Source organism: Actinosynnema sp. NPDC059335, from assembly GCF_042752395.1.
In the GTDB taxonomy this organism is placed as follows: Bacteria; Actinomycetota; Actinomycetes; order Mycobacteriales; family Pseudonocardiaceae; genus Actinosynnema.
This window is the reverse complement of record NZ_JBHYXZ010000021.1, coordinates 41,476-58,831: the sequence shown is the minus strand read 5'-3', so window position 1 is coordinate 58,831 and position 17,356 is coordinate 41,476. Positions and strand designations below refer to the sequence as shown.

Genomic DNA, 17,356 nt, shown 5'->3' with positions numbered 1-17,356 from the left:
GGGCCGCCCCCCCCCCCCCGCGCGGCGGGGGTGGCCCGCCCGCCCCCGGGGGCGGGCGGCCCCGCCCGCGGGCGGCCCCGGCGCCCCCCCGCCCCCCCCGGCCACCACGTGACGACCGCCCTTGCCTACCGCCGGCCCGTGGCCGCCTCGTTCAGCGCGTCGAGCACCGAGAAGTACGCCGGCTTGCGGCCGTAGTCGGCGTCGATCAGCAGGGGCGTCTTGGCGGCGTTCCAGTAGTACTTGTCCGTTACGCCGCCCACGGTGATCACGGTGCAGCGCGGCACCGCCAGGCACGCGCTGACGGCCACGGCGTACTCCTTGGCCTGCGTCTCGCCGGAACCGGTCACGTTCAGCTCGGTCAGGTGCACGTCCACCCCGAGGTCGGCGAAACGCCGGAGGTTCTCGGCCATGTCCGCGGGCACCCGGTGATCGCTGGTGAAGTACCCTTGGAAGCCGACGCAGTCGATCGGCACGCCGCGCGCGATGAAGTCCCGCACCAGCCCGTACACGGCGTCGGACTTCGGGCCGAACCCGTCGGTGTAGTAGTCGTTGTAGCAGAGCTTCGCGGTGGGGTCGGCGGCTTCGGCCGCGAGGAACGCCTCCTCGACCCAGCGGTCGCCGATGCGCTCCTGGAACACCGAGTTGCGCCGGGCCCCGCTGTCGCCGAACGCCTCGTTGACCACGTTCCAGTAGTCGACCCGACCGCGGAAGTGGCCCGCGACGCCGGCGATGTGCTCACGCAACGCGGTCAGCAGTTCGGCGCCCGAGCTGATGTTGATCACCCAGCCGGGCAGCTGGCTGTGCCACGCCAGCACGCTGCCGCGCACCGCCATGCCCCGGCTCTCGGCGTAGTCGACCAGGCGGTCGGCGGCGGCGAAGTCGAACTTGCCCCGGACCCGCTCGACGACGTTCCACTTCATCTCGTTCTCGGGCGTGACCTGACCGAACTCCTGGTCCAGCGCCTTGGTGTAGTCCGCGACGTCGAGCAGGCCGGCCGGGACCACCGCGCCGAAGACCCGGCCGGTGGCCGCCGCCGCGTCCTTGAGCGTGTACGCGGCGGCGTGTGCCTGTGGCGCCGTGAGCAAGGCGGTCACCAGCAGGGCGGTTGCCAGGGGCGCCACGGCCCCGATCGACTTCTTCACGCGTTCCTCCTCGATCCTCGTCGACCAAGCGGCGGGACAGCACTGCGGGACAGCACTGCGGGGCGGAAACTTTCGACAGCTTCGCAGATTTGTTTCGGAGGCGGCAGGTGCTGTTCGGGCAAAGACGGGAGGGACGTTCGGGCCACACGGTCGGCGCCACCTCGGCGCGACCGACCTCGCCTCCGGGCGTGGCGGGGGTGCGGAGGCGGCCGGCATCGGTGTTCCGCAGCGCCCCTTCCCGGCGCTCGCCGCCCGCACCGCGGGCTTCCCCGTCGGCCGGGACGAGCCGCGGATCGACGCCGCGGTCGCCAATGCCGCCCCGTTGGCGACCCTGCTGCGCTCCGTCAGGGCAGTGCGACGGCGGTGATGCGGTTCCGGGTCAGTGCTTCGTCGAAGTCGCCGCGTTCGTGTGCGGCGACGAGGTCTTGGGCGATGTCGCGCAGCTTGCGGTTGGTGTGTTGGGACGCCTGCCGCAGCAGCGTGAAGCTCTGGTCGGTGTCGTGGGCGAAGTGGCGCATCAGCAGGCCCTGGGCCAGGCCGATGGTGTGGCGGGTGTCGAGCGCCGTGGTCAGGTGCCGCACCAGCTGCTTGCTGTGGTGCAGCACCTCGATGTTGTCCAGGGCGACGCCTGCGTGCAGGGCGATCATGAGGATGATGTCGTAGGAGTGGTCGTTGAACCGGTGGGATTCCTTCGACAGCAGCACAGCCGTGGCGGTGGGGGAGTGCTCGGTGGGCAGGGGCAGCACGAGGCAGCTGCGGTGGCCGTGCACGGCGAGGCGCGAGGCGAACAGCGGCCAGCGGTGGTCCTGCCCGGTGTCGCCCAGGCGGCGCGGTTCGCGGTAGCGCAGCACCTCGCGGACCGGATCGCCCTCGTCCGCGGAGAGGTCGGGCGGCGGGTGACCGGTGGACGCGACGACGTCGACTTCACCCCGGCGGTCGACCGCGAGGAAGGCCAGGTCGCAGCCCGGGACGGTGCGGACCAGGTGTTCGGTGAACCGGCGACCGACGGCTTCGTGCTCCTCGTCCTCGATCAACCTGCCCATCCGGGCCAATTCGGACGCCAGTGCGCGGACGGGGACGTCCTGGTCACGTGTCATCGGTGCACCCCTCGACGGGCCGTGCCCCGCGACGGCCGCGAGACCGGGCGGGGCTGGGAATCGGGATGCTGCCTGCTGAACACCTCCAGTCGGACAACCTAACGCATGGGGACGGCAGCGCCTCCCGCCGGTCGGGGTGTCCGGGGATGGAAGATCCCGATGCGCGCGGAGGTGGCGGCGGGTCCCCGCAATGCCGGCTACAACGGCACCCTCGGCGCGGGGCGGCAGCACCCCGTGGTGTTGAACCGGGCGATCACGGCCCGTTTCCCGGCGGGGTCGGTGAGGGGCATCGACGGCATGCGGGCGGTGTCGCCCTGGTGACGGATCCGGTCGGCCGGTTGGCGCACCTGCGTGTGACGTTCCCGCCGCTCGGCCTGTGCCGGGATCTACGACGTCACGATGAAAGGTTCACTATCGCGGACACGGACCCGACCTCCACGACATCATGGCACGAGTCCGTGCCGCAGCAACCAGAGCTGGACAGTTGGGGATTCCCTCTCGAACGCCCTCTCAGGACTTCGCGTCCGTCCGGGCATACCCGGGCTCCCACACGTGTGGGCGTTCCTGCGCGTCGGCCGCCCAGCGATCGGCCAGGAGATCCGGTCGCAACTGCAGGTAGTAGTCCCCGATCACCATGTTCGCGACCCGTAGCAGATGGGCGCCGTCGTCCGGGCGGCCCACACCCAGGTGGTGCAGACCGCCCACGATCTCGATGGTTTCGACCGAGTGCACGGGCACGGCGTTGCCGTCGGCGCCCATGACCGTGTCCCGTCGGTGCAGCCGGGACGCGGAGACCAGCGTGCCGTCGTGGAGCAGGATCGGCTGGTCGGGCGAGCAGACGAGTGTGCCCGACGGCGTCGCCCCGGGGCCGAGGTTGATCCGGACGGCGCGCTCGCCCTGCTGGTCGCGGGAACCGTCGCTGAAGGTGACCGCCGCCTGGTCCCAGACGACGTCCCCACCTGGCCCGAATGCGCCTGCCAGCACCTGCCGGCCCTTGCCGACCTCCGAGACGAGTTCCTCCTGTCCCTCGGACAACGCGATCACCGCGCCGTACATGTCGGCGCAGCAGCACAGGCACGAGGCCATCGACCCGCCTGCCGCCGCGCAGTCACCTGCGGGATCCTTCGAGTGCGGGTCCGACATCTTGATGGTTCCGTCGGGGAGGCGGCAGTAGGACATTTCGAGGGGCCAGTTCGGCGTTCCGCGCTTGACGCAGAACTCCTGGGCCTCTTGTGGTACCGCCTTTGCGCAGTAATCGGTCGGAGCGCCATCGAGGTCCACGCAGAGTGGCAGGTGGAAACCCGTCTCCTGCACGGCTTTTCGGCACTCTTCGATCGAGTATGTACCGTTTGTCATCCTCTCTCCTCGGGTCGGATTGTCGGGTTCTCTACTTCTTGCCCAGCGGAAGGTCGCCCGATGAGCCTTCGGTGATGGTGATGGCATCGTTCTCGGCATGCGGTGTGCACGTGAGGTACTTCCGCGAGCCGATCAGGCGAACATTCCCGTCCGGTCCGCAGAAGGCGGCGTCGATTGGCGGCGCGGCGGCGGAGACCGCGCTTTTCTCGGAATGGTCCTTTTCGCCGATCCTGCAGGATCGGTAGTCTTTTCCGCTGAACACCAGGACGTGGTCGGCGCCGCCCGCGCTGCCGTAGACGTTGGTCACGGCGGTGACGGGCACGGCTGTGGCGCCGATGTTCCAGGGCAGCAGTTCGGTGGTCTTGCCGGAGGTGACGGTGCCCTTGTTGGACTGCTCCGCGTAGGTCAGGTATGTGCCGTCACCGAAGAGGAAATAGGCGGACCAATTGTCGGCGGACTGGGTCTTCTCGGTCGCGAACCCGGCGATCGGCGTGCGGTTGTTCACCATGACGGGAAGCTGGGGCCAGAGCTGGTCGAACGGCGTCGGCGAGAGGTCGGAGCTGTGGGCGACGCCCGTGTCGTCGGTCCAGTTCGGCTGCCACGCGCCGTCCTTGTCGAGGTAGAGGCGCCAGACGTTGGGCCACTCCAGGTAGTAGACGCACCAGACCTCGGCCTTGTCGGCGGTACGGCGCCCGGCGGGCACCGGTACGGCGAGTGGTTGGTGTTTCTGGAGCGAGTCCGTGGTGCCCTGGGCGAACCAGTGCACGGTGAGGCGGCCCTTCTTCTTCGGATCCAGGTTTTCCGGTGCCCGGACGGTGAGCCGGCTGTTCGCCGCGATCGGCACGGTGAGCGCGTGGCCGTCGGCCACCTTCCACGTCTTGAAGCGCGGCTTCACGGAGGTGTCGACCGCGGCGCCGGCCACCCGCGGCAGTGGTGACAGCACGTCGAGGGACAGGTTCGCGCCGCTGACCTGTACCAGGAGGAGCCCGTCGGTCGCCGTGGCGTGTTCGACACCGGTGTCGCCGAAGAGGTCGTCGAACGACGTGCGGATGTTGGAGGTGTCGTCGATGGTGCCGTGCGCGATCTGCTTGCCGTTCTCGGTGAGGAGTTCGACGTCGTCGAAGAGCAGTCGCGGTCGGCGGTAGGCGGAGACCGGCCCGTTGACGTCGAGCCCGCCGATCTCCAGGTCGGGGCGGGTGACGTAGACGGTGCAGGCGGTGTTGAAGACCAGTGGCTCGTGCGAGGTCGAGTCGCGGTAGGTGGCGGTGAGCACGAACGTCGTCGTGTCGTGGAGCGGCGCGGACGTCCAGGACTTGGCGTTCTTCGCGGTGAGCCGCGTGGTGCCGTGAGGGGTCGAGGCGCCGGCCCACTGGAGGTCCAGTTGGGGGGACATGTTCACCTCCCACTGGAGGAAGGCCGGTGTCCCGGCGCCGACCTGGAGGTACTTGGGTCGGAAGTTCCGCAGGTAGAATTCCTTGGGGAACTTGGGCAGCGGAATGGTGAGGCAGTCGGTCCGCTTCCCGCCCTTCTCGTAGCCGAGCCTGATGCCGGAGTTCCCGGGCACCTTGTTGACCGCCACGTCGCTGATGGTGACGGCCAGGCCGTCGGCCTTCGCCAGCGTGCCGCCGGTGAGCCGGATCTCGTGGCGCAGCTTGTCCTTGTTGGTGTGCCAACCGGTCGGTCCGTGGGTGGCCGGTTTCAGGCGGTCGAAGTCCTCGGTCAGATCGGTGTCCGTGGTGCCGACGGGGACGGACAGCACGAGGTCGATCTTGTCGTGGGAGGGCGGCACGGACTGGTCGAGGTTCAGCTGGAAGGTGATGGTGGCGACGGTGGTGTCGCCGATCGTGCTGATCTGGAGGGGCTGCGGCTTGGTCTCCGGGCTGATGGGAAGGAATGGGCTTGCGGTCATGACGGTTCTCCAGGGGCGGCGCGGGCTCAGGAATCCGGGAGGAAGCCGCGGATGTTGCGGAGGAATCCGGAGCGGGCGGGCGGGCGCTCCGTCTGGGGATCGGCGGTGACGGTGGAGGGGGTGATGCCGCGGCGGTCCCACCCCTGGTCGGCGGACCGCGGTGCCGGCGGCCCGACCCACTCCCATTCGCCCGTCCAGGCGACGGGGCGCGGCATCACCACGGTCCGCAGGGAGCCGGCCTCGACCGGGGGGCCGTCCGGGGCGAGCAGCGGGCCGAGCGGGAACGGCACCCGCATCCGGGTCAGGGCAGGCCGCACCACGGCCTGATCCAGCGTCAGGTCCGCTGCGGGAAGGAGGTCGGAGAGCGCGGCGGCACTGCGCCAGGGGTCGAGCAGCAGGGTGACGTGGCAGCCGTGCTCGGGCTTCGCCGCCTGGGCGGAGCCGGCGGTCAGCAGCAGTCCCGGATCCTGCTCGCCGGCGCCCAGGTGGCGAAGGTATCCGGCGGTCTTGCCGAAGTGCGAGGTCCACAATCGGTCGTACCGGGTGGCGTCCTCGTCGAGGTCGGGGCCGAAGTAGCCGACCAGGCCGTCCTTGGCCAGCTCGGGCAGTCCGAGCCTGACCTGCCAGCGGTAGGTGGTCAGCGGTGGTGTGGCGGGTGGATCGACCGCTCCCTTGGCGCCGGCCGGGCAGGCACCGTCCAGTTCGAGCCGCAGGGCGGCGCGGACCACGGCCAGCGGACGGCCCATCAGCACCGCCTGGTTGTCGTGCTCGTGGGAGTAGCGGTCCTGGGTGTGCAGGGCCTCGTCGATCAGCGCCATCAGGCCGGGCAACGCCGTGGCGTCCTGCTGGAGGAAGGCCGTCAGCAGCGCGCCGAGCGGGCCGGGCAGGGCGGTGGCGGCCGTGGCGAGGCTCTCGGTGGGCTGCCGCGGTGGCAGGGCCCGCCAGGCCAGCCGCTCCGTGCCGCCGCTGTTGCGGTTGATTTGGATCTGGCCGAAGGCGGTGCCGTCCGGCCCGAACACGACCAGGGTCCGGTCGAGGTGGTTGGGCAGCAGCCACCCGCACACGGGATTGCCCCCGGGTGGGCCGATCGGCGGCACCGGCGCGTCGGTCCGGGCGTCGACCGGGTCGAACCGCAGCCTCGCGCGGTGCAGGATCCGCGGTGGGAACTGCAAAACGTACTGCTCCTGGATGTCGTCCAGGATCCGGCAGTTCGGGTGAGGGCGGGTGGAGGGCGAGCGGTATACCGGGGTGCTGCGTTGTATGCCGGGATTGATCAGTTCCACGGTCTGGCCGAACGCGTCGACCACGGACAGGGTCTGGAGGTCGGCCTGTCCCGACCGGACCGGGAAGAAGTGCGCGATCGTCGAGTCGGGGACGGTGGTGCCCCGGTAGGGCTCGTTCTCGTCGGCCAGGTAGTGGGTGTGACTGCGCTGCTGGAACCAGGCGTTGACGCCGGTGAGCGCCTGGCACAGGGCGTCCTCCTTCGTCTTCTGGTCGGCGAAGCGGCGCCACTGCTCGGCCTCGTCCGGCGGCGTGTTGGCCGCCCAGTGGCGGGCCCGGCGCTCGGAGGCGAACTGCGGGAGCGGGGTGATCAGGCTGAAGCCGGACACGGTCGGCCGGCTTTCCCCGACCTCGCCCTCGCCGTTCCAGCGCAGTTCGTTGCCGTGCAGCGACCAGTGCGGCGACTGGCCGGACGTGTCCTGGTAGGCGATCGGGTGGCAGGCCAGCGTCCACAGGAGGTAGCGGGGCAGCCAGGGTTGGCCGGGCCAGGGCCGGGTGAAGTCGGCGGGGATGCCGGTGATCAGCTCGTGCCTGCCCTTCGCCCACTGGTCCAGGGCCCACTGGAGGTCCGAGTACTCCTCGCCCTGCTTCGGCGTGCGGGCGGCGGCGTCGAGGACGGCGAACTCGGTGAACAGGTTCGCCGCGAGGGCGGTGTCGTCGCCGCACACGGCGGCCAGGCAGGCGTACCCGGGCAGCGAGTCCACCGTCCCGGACAGGGTGTGGCCCGCGATCCCGGTCACCGTCCGGTCGTAGGTGCGGCACAGCGGCGCTTCGGGCACCAGGGGCTCGGTGATCTTCGTGCCGGAGAGCAGGACCACGGGGTCCATCGGCTCGTAGAACGGGTCGTCGGGCGTGGACACGGCCTCCGCGGGCGCGGGAGGGAGGGCCTTGCGGGCGAGGTCCACGCGCGCGCGGGCCTGGTCGCGTTCGGCGGCGCGCGGAGAGTGGGCGGTTTGGTACTCCTCGGCGGTGATCTGGTGCGACTTGCGCAGCCAGTCGAGGTCGAAGAGGGCGTGCTGGGCGTCCTCCAACTGCCGTTGTGCCGCGTCGAGTTCGGCCTGGGCGGCGTTGTGGGCGCTCAGATCGGGCTCGCTGTGTCCGGTCTTGTCGTCGGACGACGGCTGCCACTGCCAGGAGCCGCCGCCGGCCGCCCGGGCGAACGTCCGCTGGTGGCGCTCCAGCGCCGTGAGGCGCTCGGCGTCGGGCTTGCCGAGATCCGGCAGTGTGTCGTGGTGGAACGCCGTCAGGGCCAGGTGTTCCTCGGCGTCGAGACCACTGACCTCGGGCTCGGTCAGGGCCGCCTGCGCGTCCGCCCAGCTCTGCCCGAAGGCCACCTTGACGCCGTTGTAGTCGGGCGCCGAGCTCACGCAGTGGTCCGGGTCGTCCCACGCGACCGCCAGCGCCGTTCCGACGTACCGCGAACCGAGGACGGCTGCGCCGGACAAGGGCTTCTCCGTCCGCCACTTGAGAGCGGCCAGCGCCTGCTCGACCGGCGCCTTGCCGGACAGCGGGTCCCCGTCCGGGTTGGAGTACCAGCCGACGACGAGGTAGCTGTACCGCCCGGCGGGCAGGTCGGTCATCGGGTCGTGCAGGGAGAGGACGTTCTCGTTGTACCGCTGGTACAGGGTGAACCCGGCCAGCCCGGGCCCGAACGCGTCCAGGAAGAGCGGGTCGGCGGCCCGCTCCTCCTGCCAGCCCTCGCCCGTGGCCTGCAACGGGTGGGAGCGGCCGATCAGGGTCGCGTCCTGGCCGATGATGAAGCTGCTGGTGCCGTCCTCGCCCGTGTAGTCGCTCTCGACCACCCAGGCCGCAGTCGCCTCCTCGGGGCCGCCGGCCCCGGGGTGACGCAGCACGAGCCACCGGTTGGGGATCTTCGGCAGCAGCGCCCGGCCGGTCTTCGGGTCCTGCGGACCGGACCGCAGCGCCTGAGGCAGCTGCCACATCAGGTAGACGCCGTTGTAGTCGGTGTAGTCCTTGCTGCCGAAACTCTGCTGATCGTCGATGGTTTCGGGGTCCTGGTGCCGCTTCAACCGGTCGAAGTCGGCCTGCCAGCGGTTCCAGGTCCCGCTGGTGCGCAGCGCGGTGGTCACCGCGAGGGCGTCGACGGTGATCGGGACCAGCAGCGGGTGGGTGGATGTCACTGGTGGTGGCCTTCGGTGCGACGGAGGGTGAGTTGTTGGGGCGCGCGGGTCAGTTGCAGCGCGAACTGCGACGGCGCGAGGTCGCCCTGCACCGACTGCTTCGCCGCGCGCAGGGCGTCCGAGAGCCGGCCGAGCAGTGAGGTCGCGGTGCCCTTGAGGTCGAGGACGTCGGGCTGGACGCCGGCCGGCCGGGGCCGCAGGCACTCCAGGACCCCGGTGAAGTCGAACTCGGTCCCCAGTTCCTCGCCGATGTCGCCGGTCAGGGCGCGCAGCGGGATCTTCCGGCCGGTCTGGCCGTCGGCGTCGATCCCCATGTGAATGCCGTGGCCCGGTTCCCGGATCACGATCGTGTCGGGGATGCCGGCGAACAGCAGCATCAGCACGTCGTTGGTCAGATCGCGCCGCAGGACGGTGAGTTGCTCCTTGTCCGGGCCCGCATGGGCTTCGATCACCAGCCCGGGGTAGGCCGTCGGAAGCCGGGAGCGCATCAGCAGGCCGGTGACCGTCACACCCGGCGCGGTGAGGTCCTCGCGCTGCTTCGCGGCGAGCTTCGCGTCGAGGGTGGTGCTGACACCGACGCTGAGGGCGCCGTCGACCAGGGCGTTCAGCCATGCCGGGTCCAGGTGGAACAGCCGCATGCCCTCGTACGCGAGGCCCTTCGCGGTGACTCCGGCCGGTGTGCCGGCCGGAGTCGAACCGTTGGCGGGCAGCAGCATGCGCCAGTCCGGCACGAGGTAGTGGAAGGGCACCGCGCACAGCAGGGTGAGCGCGTCCAGACCGGTCGCTCCCGGCGGGACGACCGGGTCCGCGTCCGGGAGGGGGGCGGGGTGGAGCAGGGCGTGGTCCCGGGCGGCGATGCCGGGATTGCCGGTGGCGAGGTGACGGACCATCTGTTCGCCGGCCAGCGCCAGCACGTCCGGCGACGGGTCGCGCATGGCCTCGGCCGGCCGCACCGGGGTGGAGTCCCGCGAGTCGGGGCCGGCCGCGGGCCGGCGCAGCGGCGGGGCGGCCATGGCCTCTCCCAGCCGGTCGCCGAGACCGCGCTCCAGCATCCGGGCGAACCTCGCCAGCCCACCCGGGTGGTCGAGGTGGGCGCGCAGCTCCGCCAGGTCCGCCTCGGGGTTGGACCGCAGGTAGGCGCCCGCCAGGCGGACGGTCTCCCAGCCGCGGGTGCGCGCTTCGAGGAGCGGCTTGGACAGGTCCGCGTTGGCCAGCACCAGCGCCTTGCCGATGGTCCACGCCGCCGCGTAGCTGATGTCGAAGACGCCCTCGGACTCCAGGTACACCAGGCACTCCTCGGCGCTGAGGAAGCCCTTCGCGTCCCGCTCGGGTGCGGTCGGGACGACGGGGGTGAGGGGCCCGCGGTACCAGCCGGGGATCCGCTCGCCGGTGGGCACCTGGTAGGTCAGCGGCACGTAGCCGGCCTCCAGCCGTGAGGAGACGTGGGCGCGCGCGGCCTCGTCCGTACCCGGGAGGGCGGTGATCCCGGTGGACGGGAGGCGTAGCAGCAGCGCCGACGGGTCGGTGAGCCCCGGCACGGCCAGCCCTGTGACGGTCGGCTCGAACTCCAGGCCCGTCCCGTTGTAGTTCTCGAAGCTCCAGGAGTGCAGGGACAGCAGGCGGACCGGCTTGGTGAGCTGGTCGGGATGGCGGACGTAGTCCTCGCAGCCCTCCAGCGAGACGAGGTGGACCACGTAGCGGGCGTTGCGCACCGGCAGGCGGTTGGCCGTGACCACGGCGAACTGGCCGACCTCGAGGTCCTCGCCGTCGATGTAGTACAGGTTGCGGGTCTTGCGCGCGTCGACCTTCCGGCAGTGGGCGAGGTGGCGCAGCTCGTCGAAGCGCGGAACGACGTCCCGGAAGAGCGCGGCCGGCACGTCGATGGTCCGGCAGACCGTCGCCCCCGGGACGTCGATGGTGAACTTCGGCCAGTGCACGTCGGTGGCGGCCGGGTTGACGAACGCGGCCGCCGTCCGCTGCTCGGTGAGGCCCCGGGCCCCGGGATCGCCCGGCAGCTCCTTCTCGGCGAAGACCAACAGCGCCACCCAGGGCACCCGTTGGGTGTCCCGTTTCCGCTTCGAGGGCGTCTCGGTCCGGGACAGCTCGCGCTCCCACGGCAGCGAGGTGCGGTTCAGCGAGATGTGGGGGAGGACCAGGTCGAAGAAGCCGGTGCTGCCGTCCGCCGGCACCCTGCTGTGCACGGTGCCTTCCGGGATGTCGACCTGGATGCTCCGCACGTCGAACGCGCGGGTGACGCCCTCCAGCGCGGGGGTGTGCTCGGTGCCGTCGGCGTTGTAGACGTGCTGCTCCACCCGGACCCGGTAGGTGCCCGCGACGGCGGCCGGGTAGTAGCCGTCGTAGAGCGTCACCTTCCAGGGCCGGGCGACTTCGGTGAACCTCAGCATCAGTGTCCTCGGGCGTCTACGAGCAGGGGCGGGTCGGTGTAGAGGTCCCGGATCGCGGCGGCCAGCGGGCCCAGGTCGTCGTCCAGGTCGTCGAACGGGAGACCGGCGGCGGTGAGGACCGCCGTGACGGCGCCGCGGCGGGCGGACGAGGCGAGCAGGTCCTTGGCCACGTCGTCGCGGACGGTCGTGCCACCGCGGTGGGCCTTGGGTCCGGAAGGAGCGGTGTTGACGACGGGCAGCACCTTGTTCTCCGGATTGCCCGTCAGGTGCAGATCCTCGATCGCCAGCTTGTCGGCGAAGACGGCGACGGGGTCCCCGTCCGCCTCGGGGCCGGGAACCGTGACCTTCAGGCCGGTCGGCTGATCGTGGACCAGGCCCTCGTCGGTGTTGTTCGCGGCGTCGTTCGACGTCTCGCCGCTGGGGCCGAACAGCGAGCGCGGCACGCTGGTGCGGACCGGCGCCACGGCCCAGTCGTTCTTGAGGACGTCGTACGGCTCCCACTGGTCGGTGGTCCCGTCCCGGAGCTTGTCGATCGTGAGGCAGTGGTGGGAGGTGGCGCCGGCGCCCTCCTCGCCCATCGGGCGCAGGTTGACGGAGCCGCTGTTCGGGATCCCGGTGTCCGGCACCTCGACGCCGTTGATCTTCAGGTGGGTCACCGGCATGGCGGTGTCGGTGGTGAACTCGAAACCGGCCTAAGAGAACACCCACGGCTGGTCCGGCACGGTGGCCGTTCCGCCGTCACCGGGCTTCCCGCCGCCGGGCGCTTCGCCGGCCGCGACGACGGCGGACAGATGCGTCGTCTCGTCCTTCGGCTCACCGCGCTCGACGCCCTTCTTGCGGACCACCTTCACCGCCTTGGGCAGCTGGCGGGTGAACTTGGTCCACGGCACCTTCGGTCGCTCTTTGGTCTCCGGCCAGGACACACCCCAACCGCCGCCGATGGACAGACCCCACAGGTGCGCCTCGCAGTGCCCGCCGTGCTCGGGCAGCCACCAGAGGCTGATGTCGACACCGATCTCGATGGACACCGGGACCCGGAAGAGGCCGAGGTTGATGCTGGCCGAGATCCCGAGGCTGACTCCCACGTCGAACCGGAGGGAGAAGGAGTGCCACTCCGCCCACAGGTCCCAGTGCAGGCTGCACCACCAGCGCCACCAACCGCCGTCCTCGCTGATCGAGCAGGCCATGCCGGCCATGATCCCGTCGGTGGTCTTGGCGAAGTAGAACTCACCCCTGATCAGCACGGAGTCGCACAGGCTCGCCTCCAGGGCGATCCGGGGGACCTTCGGGTAGGACTTGGGCACCTTGAAGCCGGGGTTGTAGCCGCCGAGCGCGAGCACCCACTGCCCGCCGGAGGGTCCACCGGTGTAGACGTACAGCGCTCCGCCCCCGCTGAGCTTGCACTCCTTGGTCAGCAGGAAGCAGTCCTGGGTCAGGGCGAAGGCGCACAGGAGCAGATGGCGGTCGAAGTCGTACCCGATCTCGAACTGGACGACGAGCTTGACGATCTCGAGCTTCGAGGGCTTGTCGTCCTGCTTCGGCAGCGGTTCGAACTTCACGACGCCCAGCAGCACCACCGCCACGCCGTGGCCGAACTCCACGACGAGCAGCGCATCGCACTTGACGACCTCGCAGAGTTGGAGCTTCAACCCGCCGGCCGCCCAGTGCCGGCCGTCGCACGGGCTGACCCAGCCCGATTCGTCGGCGCTGCTGAGCTTCTTGAGCACCTCCGCCGCGCTCTCCTGCTTGTCCGCCTTCTCACCGTTCTTGGGTGGGAGCACCCGCCCCGACTTGAGCCCGGACACGAACGGGAAGTTCTCGATGTCGTCGATCTTCGGCATCCGCAGCAGGCTGTTGAACCCGCCCCCGAGCATGAATCCGGTGATGGTGACGGGACCGAGCGGCAGCACGAAGTCGGACAGGCTGATAAACACGAAGAGCGAATTGTAAGTCGGCTCTCCCGGGTTGGAGACCTGGGCGTACGAGCCCGCCAGGACGAAGGTGAGCAACTCGGGAATCGTGACTGCGAGCAACCCGTCGAACTTCCAGATCCCCCTGCGTCGGGCATCCTGGTCCCACATCACGGCACCGTCGACGGTGAAACCCGCGAAGTCCGCGCGCACCCCGATCCCCGTCAGGGTGACGAAGTCCACCAGGTCGCTGGTCTTGAACGGGACCTGCAGCCCGAACCCGATGATCTCCAGTCCCAAAGGCCCGTAGGCAAATCCCGCGTCGATCGTCATCCGGACGAGCGCCGGCGCCCCTGGGACGCCGTCGGCGGCCGGAATCTCAGGCAGGTATTTCAGCCCATACCCGCGGATCGGCCATCGGCGCGCGTTGGCTTTCGGGGATTCCTCGGCGGCCGTGGTGGGCTCGCTCTTGGCGAGCTTCTTGAGCCGCAAGGTCAGCCCCGGCACGTCCTCCTTCCCGAGCGAGGTGCCGAGCGCGAGGTAGACCCCCGGTTCCCATACTGCGCCGCCCAACTTCTTGTCGGGCGCCTTCTTCATCAGCGTGGGCGGCGCGGACTTCGTCTTCCCGGACAGCTTCTCCTGGATGGCCTTGTTGAAGCCATCCACTTCCTTGTCGGTCTTCAAAGCGTGCCGGGCGAGAGCAATGACCTGGAGTCGAACCAGACCGGGATCGTCGAGTCCGAGAAAATCGGCGAACGGGATCTCTTTGAAGAGTGTCGAGGCGTCGAGTTCCGCGATGAAGAGGATCGGATTCGCGTCGCTTCCCTCCTCCACGGGCAGGTACAGGGAGCAGATCAGGAGCCGGCCGGTCGTTGCCTGCTCCTTCTGACCGACGTCGCCGAGGAGCAGGTAGCCGGTCCTGCCCTGGCTGTCCGTCACCTTCTCCAGGGCCACACCGGTCAGCTTGACGTCGAACGACTTGACGTCGGCGAGGTCCAGGTAGTCGGTCAGTTCGGTGACCGGCGTATCACCGGCCTTGACCTTTTCGACGAGGACTCCGGTCTCGTCCTTCTCGTCCTTCTTGTCCTGGGCCTCGGTGTCATCGCTCTGCTCGGCCTCGCTCACGATCCGTCACCCCCGCACGCCGGCCGGAACCTTGGCGGTGAAACCGATCGAGTCCCGTTCCGGGTCCATGCCGCTGCCGAGGATCGACACGAGGCCGCGGACGGTCACCCGGTACTCCTGGTCCGGCTGGAAGTCGGCCTTGACCAGGATGTGGAACGACGAGTCGGGGGCGAGCGCGGCCTCGGTCACCGTCACCGCCGGGGTGATGTCGTAGTTGCCGGTGGCCGTCACGCTCTCCGGCTTGGGAGAGAGGTTGACCACCAGCGTGAGGGTGTCGGTGGTCGCGGCGGCGTCCTCGATCGCGATCCGCGGGAGAGGAGGGCCGCCGGCGCACTCCGGAAAGCCGAGAACGGAGCTGTAGGCGATGCACTTGCGGCGGCAGGCGATGGACGGCTCGTCGTGCCCGGCGTCCGGGTTCCCCTGCGCGTTCTGCTCGCTGATGAGGTCGAACAGGTCGTTGAACTGCTTCTGCGCGGCGCCCGTGCTGCGGGACCACTCGGTGATCCACCAGAAGATCCGGCTCGTGTCGTGGAACGCGTCGTAGTCCGCCCTGCCGGTCACGGTGAAGCCCTGGTCGTTGAGCGGCTCGACCCCGGACAGCCGGTTGGCCCCGTGGGCGACGGCCATGACCAGACCTTCGAAGTCCAGTACTCCCGCCCTGGCGAGTCCTCCGGTCACCACCACCGTCTGGCGGCCGAACCGGCGGAACGCGTAGACGTTGGGCTCGGGCCGGTTCCAGTCCAGGTGGAGGTCCACGTCGGGCAGGAAACCCTGCATGTGCTTGAACACCGTTTCGACCAGGTACTTGGGAATGGGGTTCCCGAAGCTCATCTGCTTGCCGTTCAGGAGCACGTCGTTCGCCTGGGCAGGCGTGAGAAGTGCCGCGACGTCGTTCTCGAGATAGCCGTTGGTGTCACTGAAAACGGTGAACAGGGTGCCGATCTCGCTGCCCGTGCCGCAATTCGCGGTGCCGAAGACGAGTGAGGTCGTGTGCTTCTCCACCTCGTGCGTCTGCGCGTAGTCGGGCTCCCAGGCGTGGGGACGGGCTTCGGTTTCGGCGGCCCAACGGCCGGCGAGCAATTCGGGCCGGAGTTGCAGGTAGTAGTCGCCGACCACCACCCCGGATGCCTGGAGGAGATGGGCGCCGGTCGGATCGGTCGGCTTACCCGCGCCGATGTGGTGCAGGCCGCCCGAGTACTCGCCGATCGCCACGGACCGCACCGGCAGCGAGCCTCCGTCGCCGCCCAGGACGTGGTCCCGCACGTGCAACTGGGACGCCTGCACGAGCGTGCCGCCGGCGAGCGCGATGGGCTGGTCGGGAGAGCAGATCAACTCGCCGACCGATCCGTCCTGCCGGTCGAAGGAGAGGTGGACGGCGAGGCTCCCCCCTCCCCCCGCACCGTCGCTGAACGTGACCTGAGACGAACTCCAAGAGACCTTGCCGTCTACTCCGAGCGCGCCCGTCAGCACCCGTTCCCCTCGGACGAGGGCCTCGATTCTCTCCTCCCGCCCTTCCGGCAGGCCGATCATCGTGCCGTACGCCATGCAGGAGCAACAGCACATGCAGGTATGCGCACGTCCACCGGCATTTTGACAGTCGAAGGCCGGGTCGGGCGAGTCGTAGAAGTATTTCGTCGTCCCATCGGGGAGCTCACACCACTGGCTCTCGATCGGCCAGTTGGGCTGTCCATGTGTCATGCAGAACTCGTGCCTAGAGGATTGAACCTTGTCGCAATGGTGCTCGAGTCCCGGCACGTGATCGCAAGAGGGATACATGTTGTATTCGGCGATGTTCTTCTCACAGGTTGCCAGATTGAAACCTTGATTATCGTCTCGGACCGCGGCCATGACCGTCCTCCCTCGCAGGGCTGGCACGTGAATTGCTTCTTATTACCAGGAGTAGCACCACAGGTGTTCCGGATCCCCGGAGTACAGATCATGGGACGAATGCCAGGTGGCGGCGACAACAGGTGCCGCCTCCGGCTTGGACGCGTCGGCGCTCACCGCCTGGATCAAGGTCTTTCCCGCACTGGACGATTCCATGCAGATCGCATACAGAGTTCCACTCTGCGGATTTGCGGCCAACGGCGCGACGGTATAGGCATCCGGAAGCTTGATGATCTTCGCCTTGTTCGTGGTGAAGTCCCCGATGTCCGCGACGACGATACCCACGCCCCCTTTTCCCCCTGAGCGGTCATGCAGCAGTACTGCTTTCCGCCCGAAGTGATGACGACCGGTTTTCCGCGGGGCCTCCATTCCACTGGAATGGAGATGTCGGCGGTGGGCACGGCCTTGTCGATGTTGAACCTCTTGACGACTCCGCTCCTGCCCTCCGGCGTCCCGAGGACGTAGGAGGCATTGGCAGCACTGGCCATGGCGAGCCACCGCGTCAGTCCGAAGTCGACACCGGCCCCTCCTCCTCCATCAGGGATGGCCCGCGTGGCGTGCGGCTGTTGCAACTCTCCCCACAGGAGTGAGGACGCCTCGCCGTTCTCCTGCAGACCGAACAGCGTCCTCTCCTGCGGGTCGACCATGATCTCGAAGAACGGCTTGCCGTTCTCGCCGGACACCGTGTACCAGTTGTGGAAGGAGGTCAGCCGGGAACCGTTCACCGGATCGCCGACCTTGTCGACGGTTGCGGAATCCGGTCGGGCGCAGAACAGGAATTTGTTCGAGGCGGACCAGTAGAACGCCCGGTAGATCTTTTTGTCCCAGATCAAGGCACGGACCTTGTCGTTATCGCTCTGGATCTCCAGGCAGGCGAGCCCGGCGTAGATGTAGCCGAGGTTCCAACTGGTGTCCATGGTCAGACCCGAGTGGGTTCCGCCGGTGCCACCCATCGGCCCCGGGTCCGAAACGTCCTCGGACTCGGCGTCACCGGTGCCGCCCGCCGGCTTCGTATCGGATCGGTCATTCGGTGTGCTCAGGTACTGGTAGATCTTCTCGTCGGAATTCTTCGTGCTGCACAGGACGTGGTACTTCTCACCTTT

11 protein-coding genes are annotated in these 17,356 nt (G+C 69.2%); 1 reads left to right on the top strand and 10 read right to left on the bottom strand.

The annotated features are described in order from the left end of the window. Positions 1-125: 125 nt before the first annotated feature. A complete protein-coding gene (locus tag ACFXGA_RS09715) occupies positions 126-1,142 on the bottom strand; it encodes an endo-1,4-beta-xylanase (RefSeq protein WP_378086051.1) in 1,017 nt (338 codons plus the stop codon). 344 nt (positions 1,143-1,486) lie between these two features. Beyond that, the gene (locus ACFXGA_RS09710) at positions 1,487-2,239 is read right to left on the bottom strand and encodes a GAF and ANTAR domain-containing protein (RefSeq protein WP_378086049.1); all 753 of its coding nucleotides are present in this window, start codon (positions 2,237-2,239) and stop codon (positions 1,487-1,489) included. Positions 2,240-2,398: 159 nt separating this feature from the next. On the opposite strand from ACFXGA_RS09710, the gene ACFXGA_RS09705 reads away from it, so the two are divergent. Beyond that, complete coding sequence (locus ACFXGA_RS09705) at positions 2,399-2,560, top strand: hypothetical protein (RefSeq protein WP_378086047.1); 162 nt, start codon at positions 2,399-2,401, stop codon at positions 2,558-2,560. Positions 2,561-2,749: 189 nt separating this feature from the next. On the opposite strand, the gene ACFXGA_RS09700 is transcribed toward ACFXGA_RS09705, so the two are convergent. The 8 genes from ACFXGA_RS09700 to ACFXGA_RS09665 form a co-directional block, all read right to left on the bottom strand. Beyond that, positions 2,750-3,595, bottom strand: coding sequence for a hypothetical protein (locus tag ACFXGA_RS09700; protein WP_378086045.1), 846 nt, complete (start codon positions 3,593-3,595; stop codon positions 2,750-2,752). Between the two features lie 31 nt (positions 3,596-3,626). Then, on the bottom strand, positions 3,627-5,354 hold the full coding sequence (locus ACFXGA_RS09695) for a hypothetical protein (protein WP_378086043.1): 1,728 nt from the start codon (positions 5,352-5,354) through the stop codon (positions 3,627-3,629). A gap of 176 nt (positions 5,355-5,530) precedes the next feature. Continuing rightward, positions 5,531-8,926, bottom strand: coding sequence for a hypothetical protein (locus ACFXGA_RS09690; protein ID WP_378086041.1), 3,396 nt, complete (start codon positions 8,924-8,926; stop codon positions 5,531-5,533). Continuing rightward, entirely contained in the window at positions 8,923-11,331 is a 2,409-nt protein-coding gene (locus ACFXGA_RS09685) for a hypothetical protein (RefSeq protein ID WP_378086039.1), read from the bottom strand. Before ACFXGA_RS09685 ends, ACFXGA_RS09690 begins: the two co-directional genes overlap by 4 nt. Beyond that, positions 11,331-11,993 carry a hypothetical protein gene (locus tag ACFXGA_RS09680; RefSeq protein ID WP_378086037.1) on the bottom strand — a complete coding sequence of 221 codons (663 nt, stop codon included), beginning with the start codon at positions 11,991-11,993 and terminating at the stop codon, positions 11,331-11,333. Before ACFXGA_RS09680 ends, ACFXGA_RS09685 begins: the two co-directional genes overlap by 1 nt. A gap of 30 nt (positions 11,994-12,023) precedes the next feature. Next, the gene (locus ACFXGA_RS09675) at positions 12,024-14,366 is read right to left on the bottom strand and encodes a DUF6603 domain-containing protein (protein ID WP_378086035.1); all 2,343 of its coding nucleotides are present in this window, start codon (positions 14,364-14,366) and stop codon (positions 12,024-12,026) included. Positions 14,367-14,372: 6 nt separating this feature from the next. Beyond that, positions 14,373-16,214 carry a hypothetical protein gene (locus tag ACFXGA_RS09670; RefSeq protein ID WP_378086033.1) on the bottom strand — a complete coding sequence of 614 codons (1,842 nt, stop codon included), beginning with the start codon at positions 16,212-16,214 and terminating at the stop codon, positions 14,373-14,375. Positions 16,215-16,378: 164 nt separating this feature from the next. After that, a partial coding sequence (locus ACFXGA_RS09665; protein ID WP_378086031.1) for a hypothetical protein occupies positions 16,379-17,356 on the bottom strand: 978 nt, incomplete at its 5' end.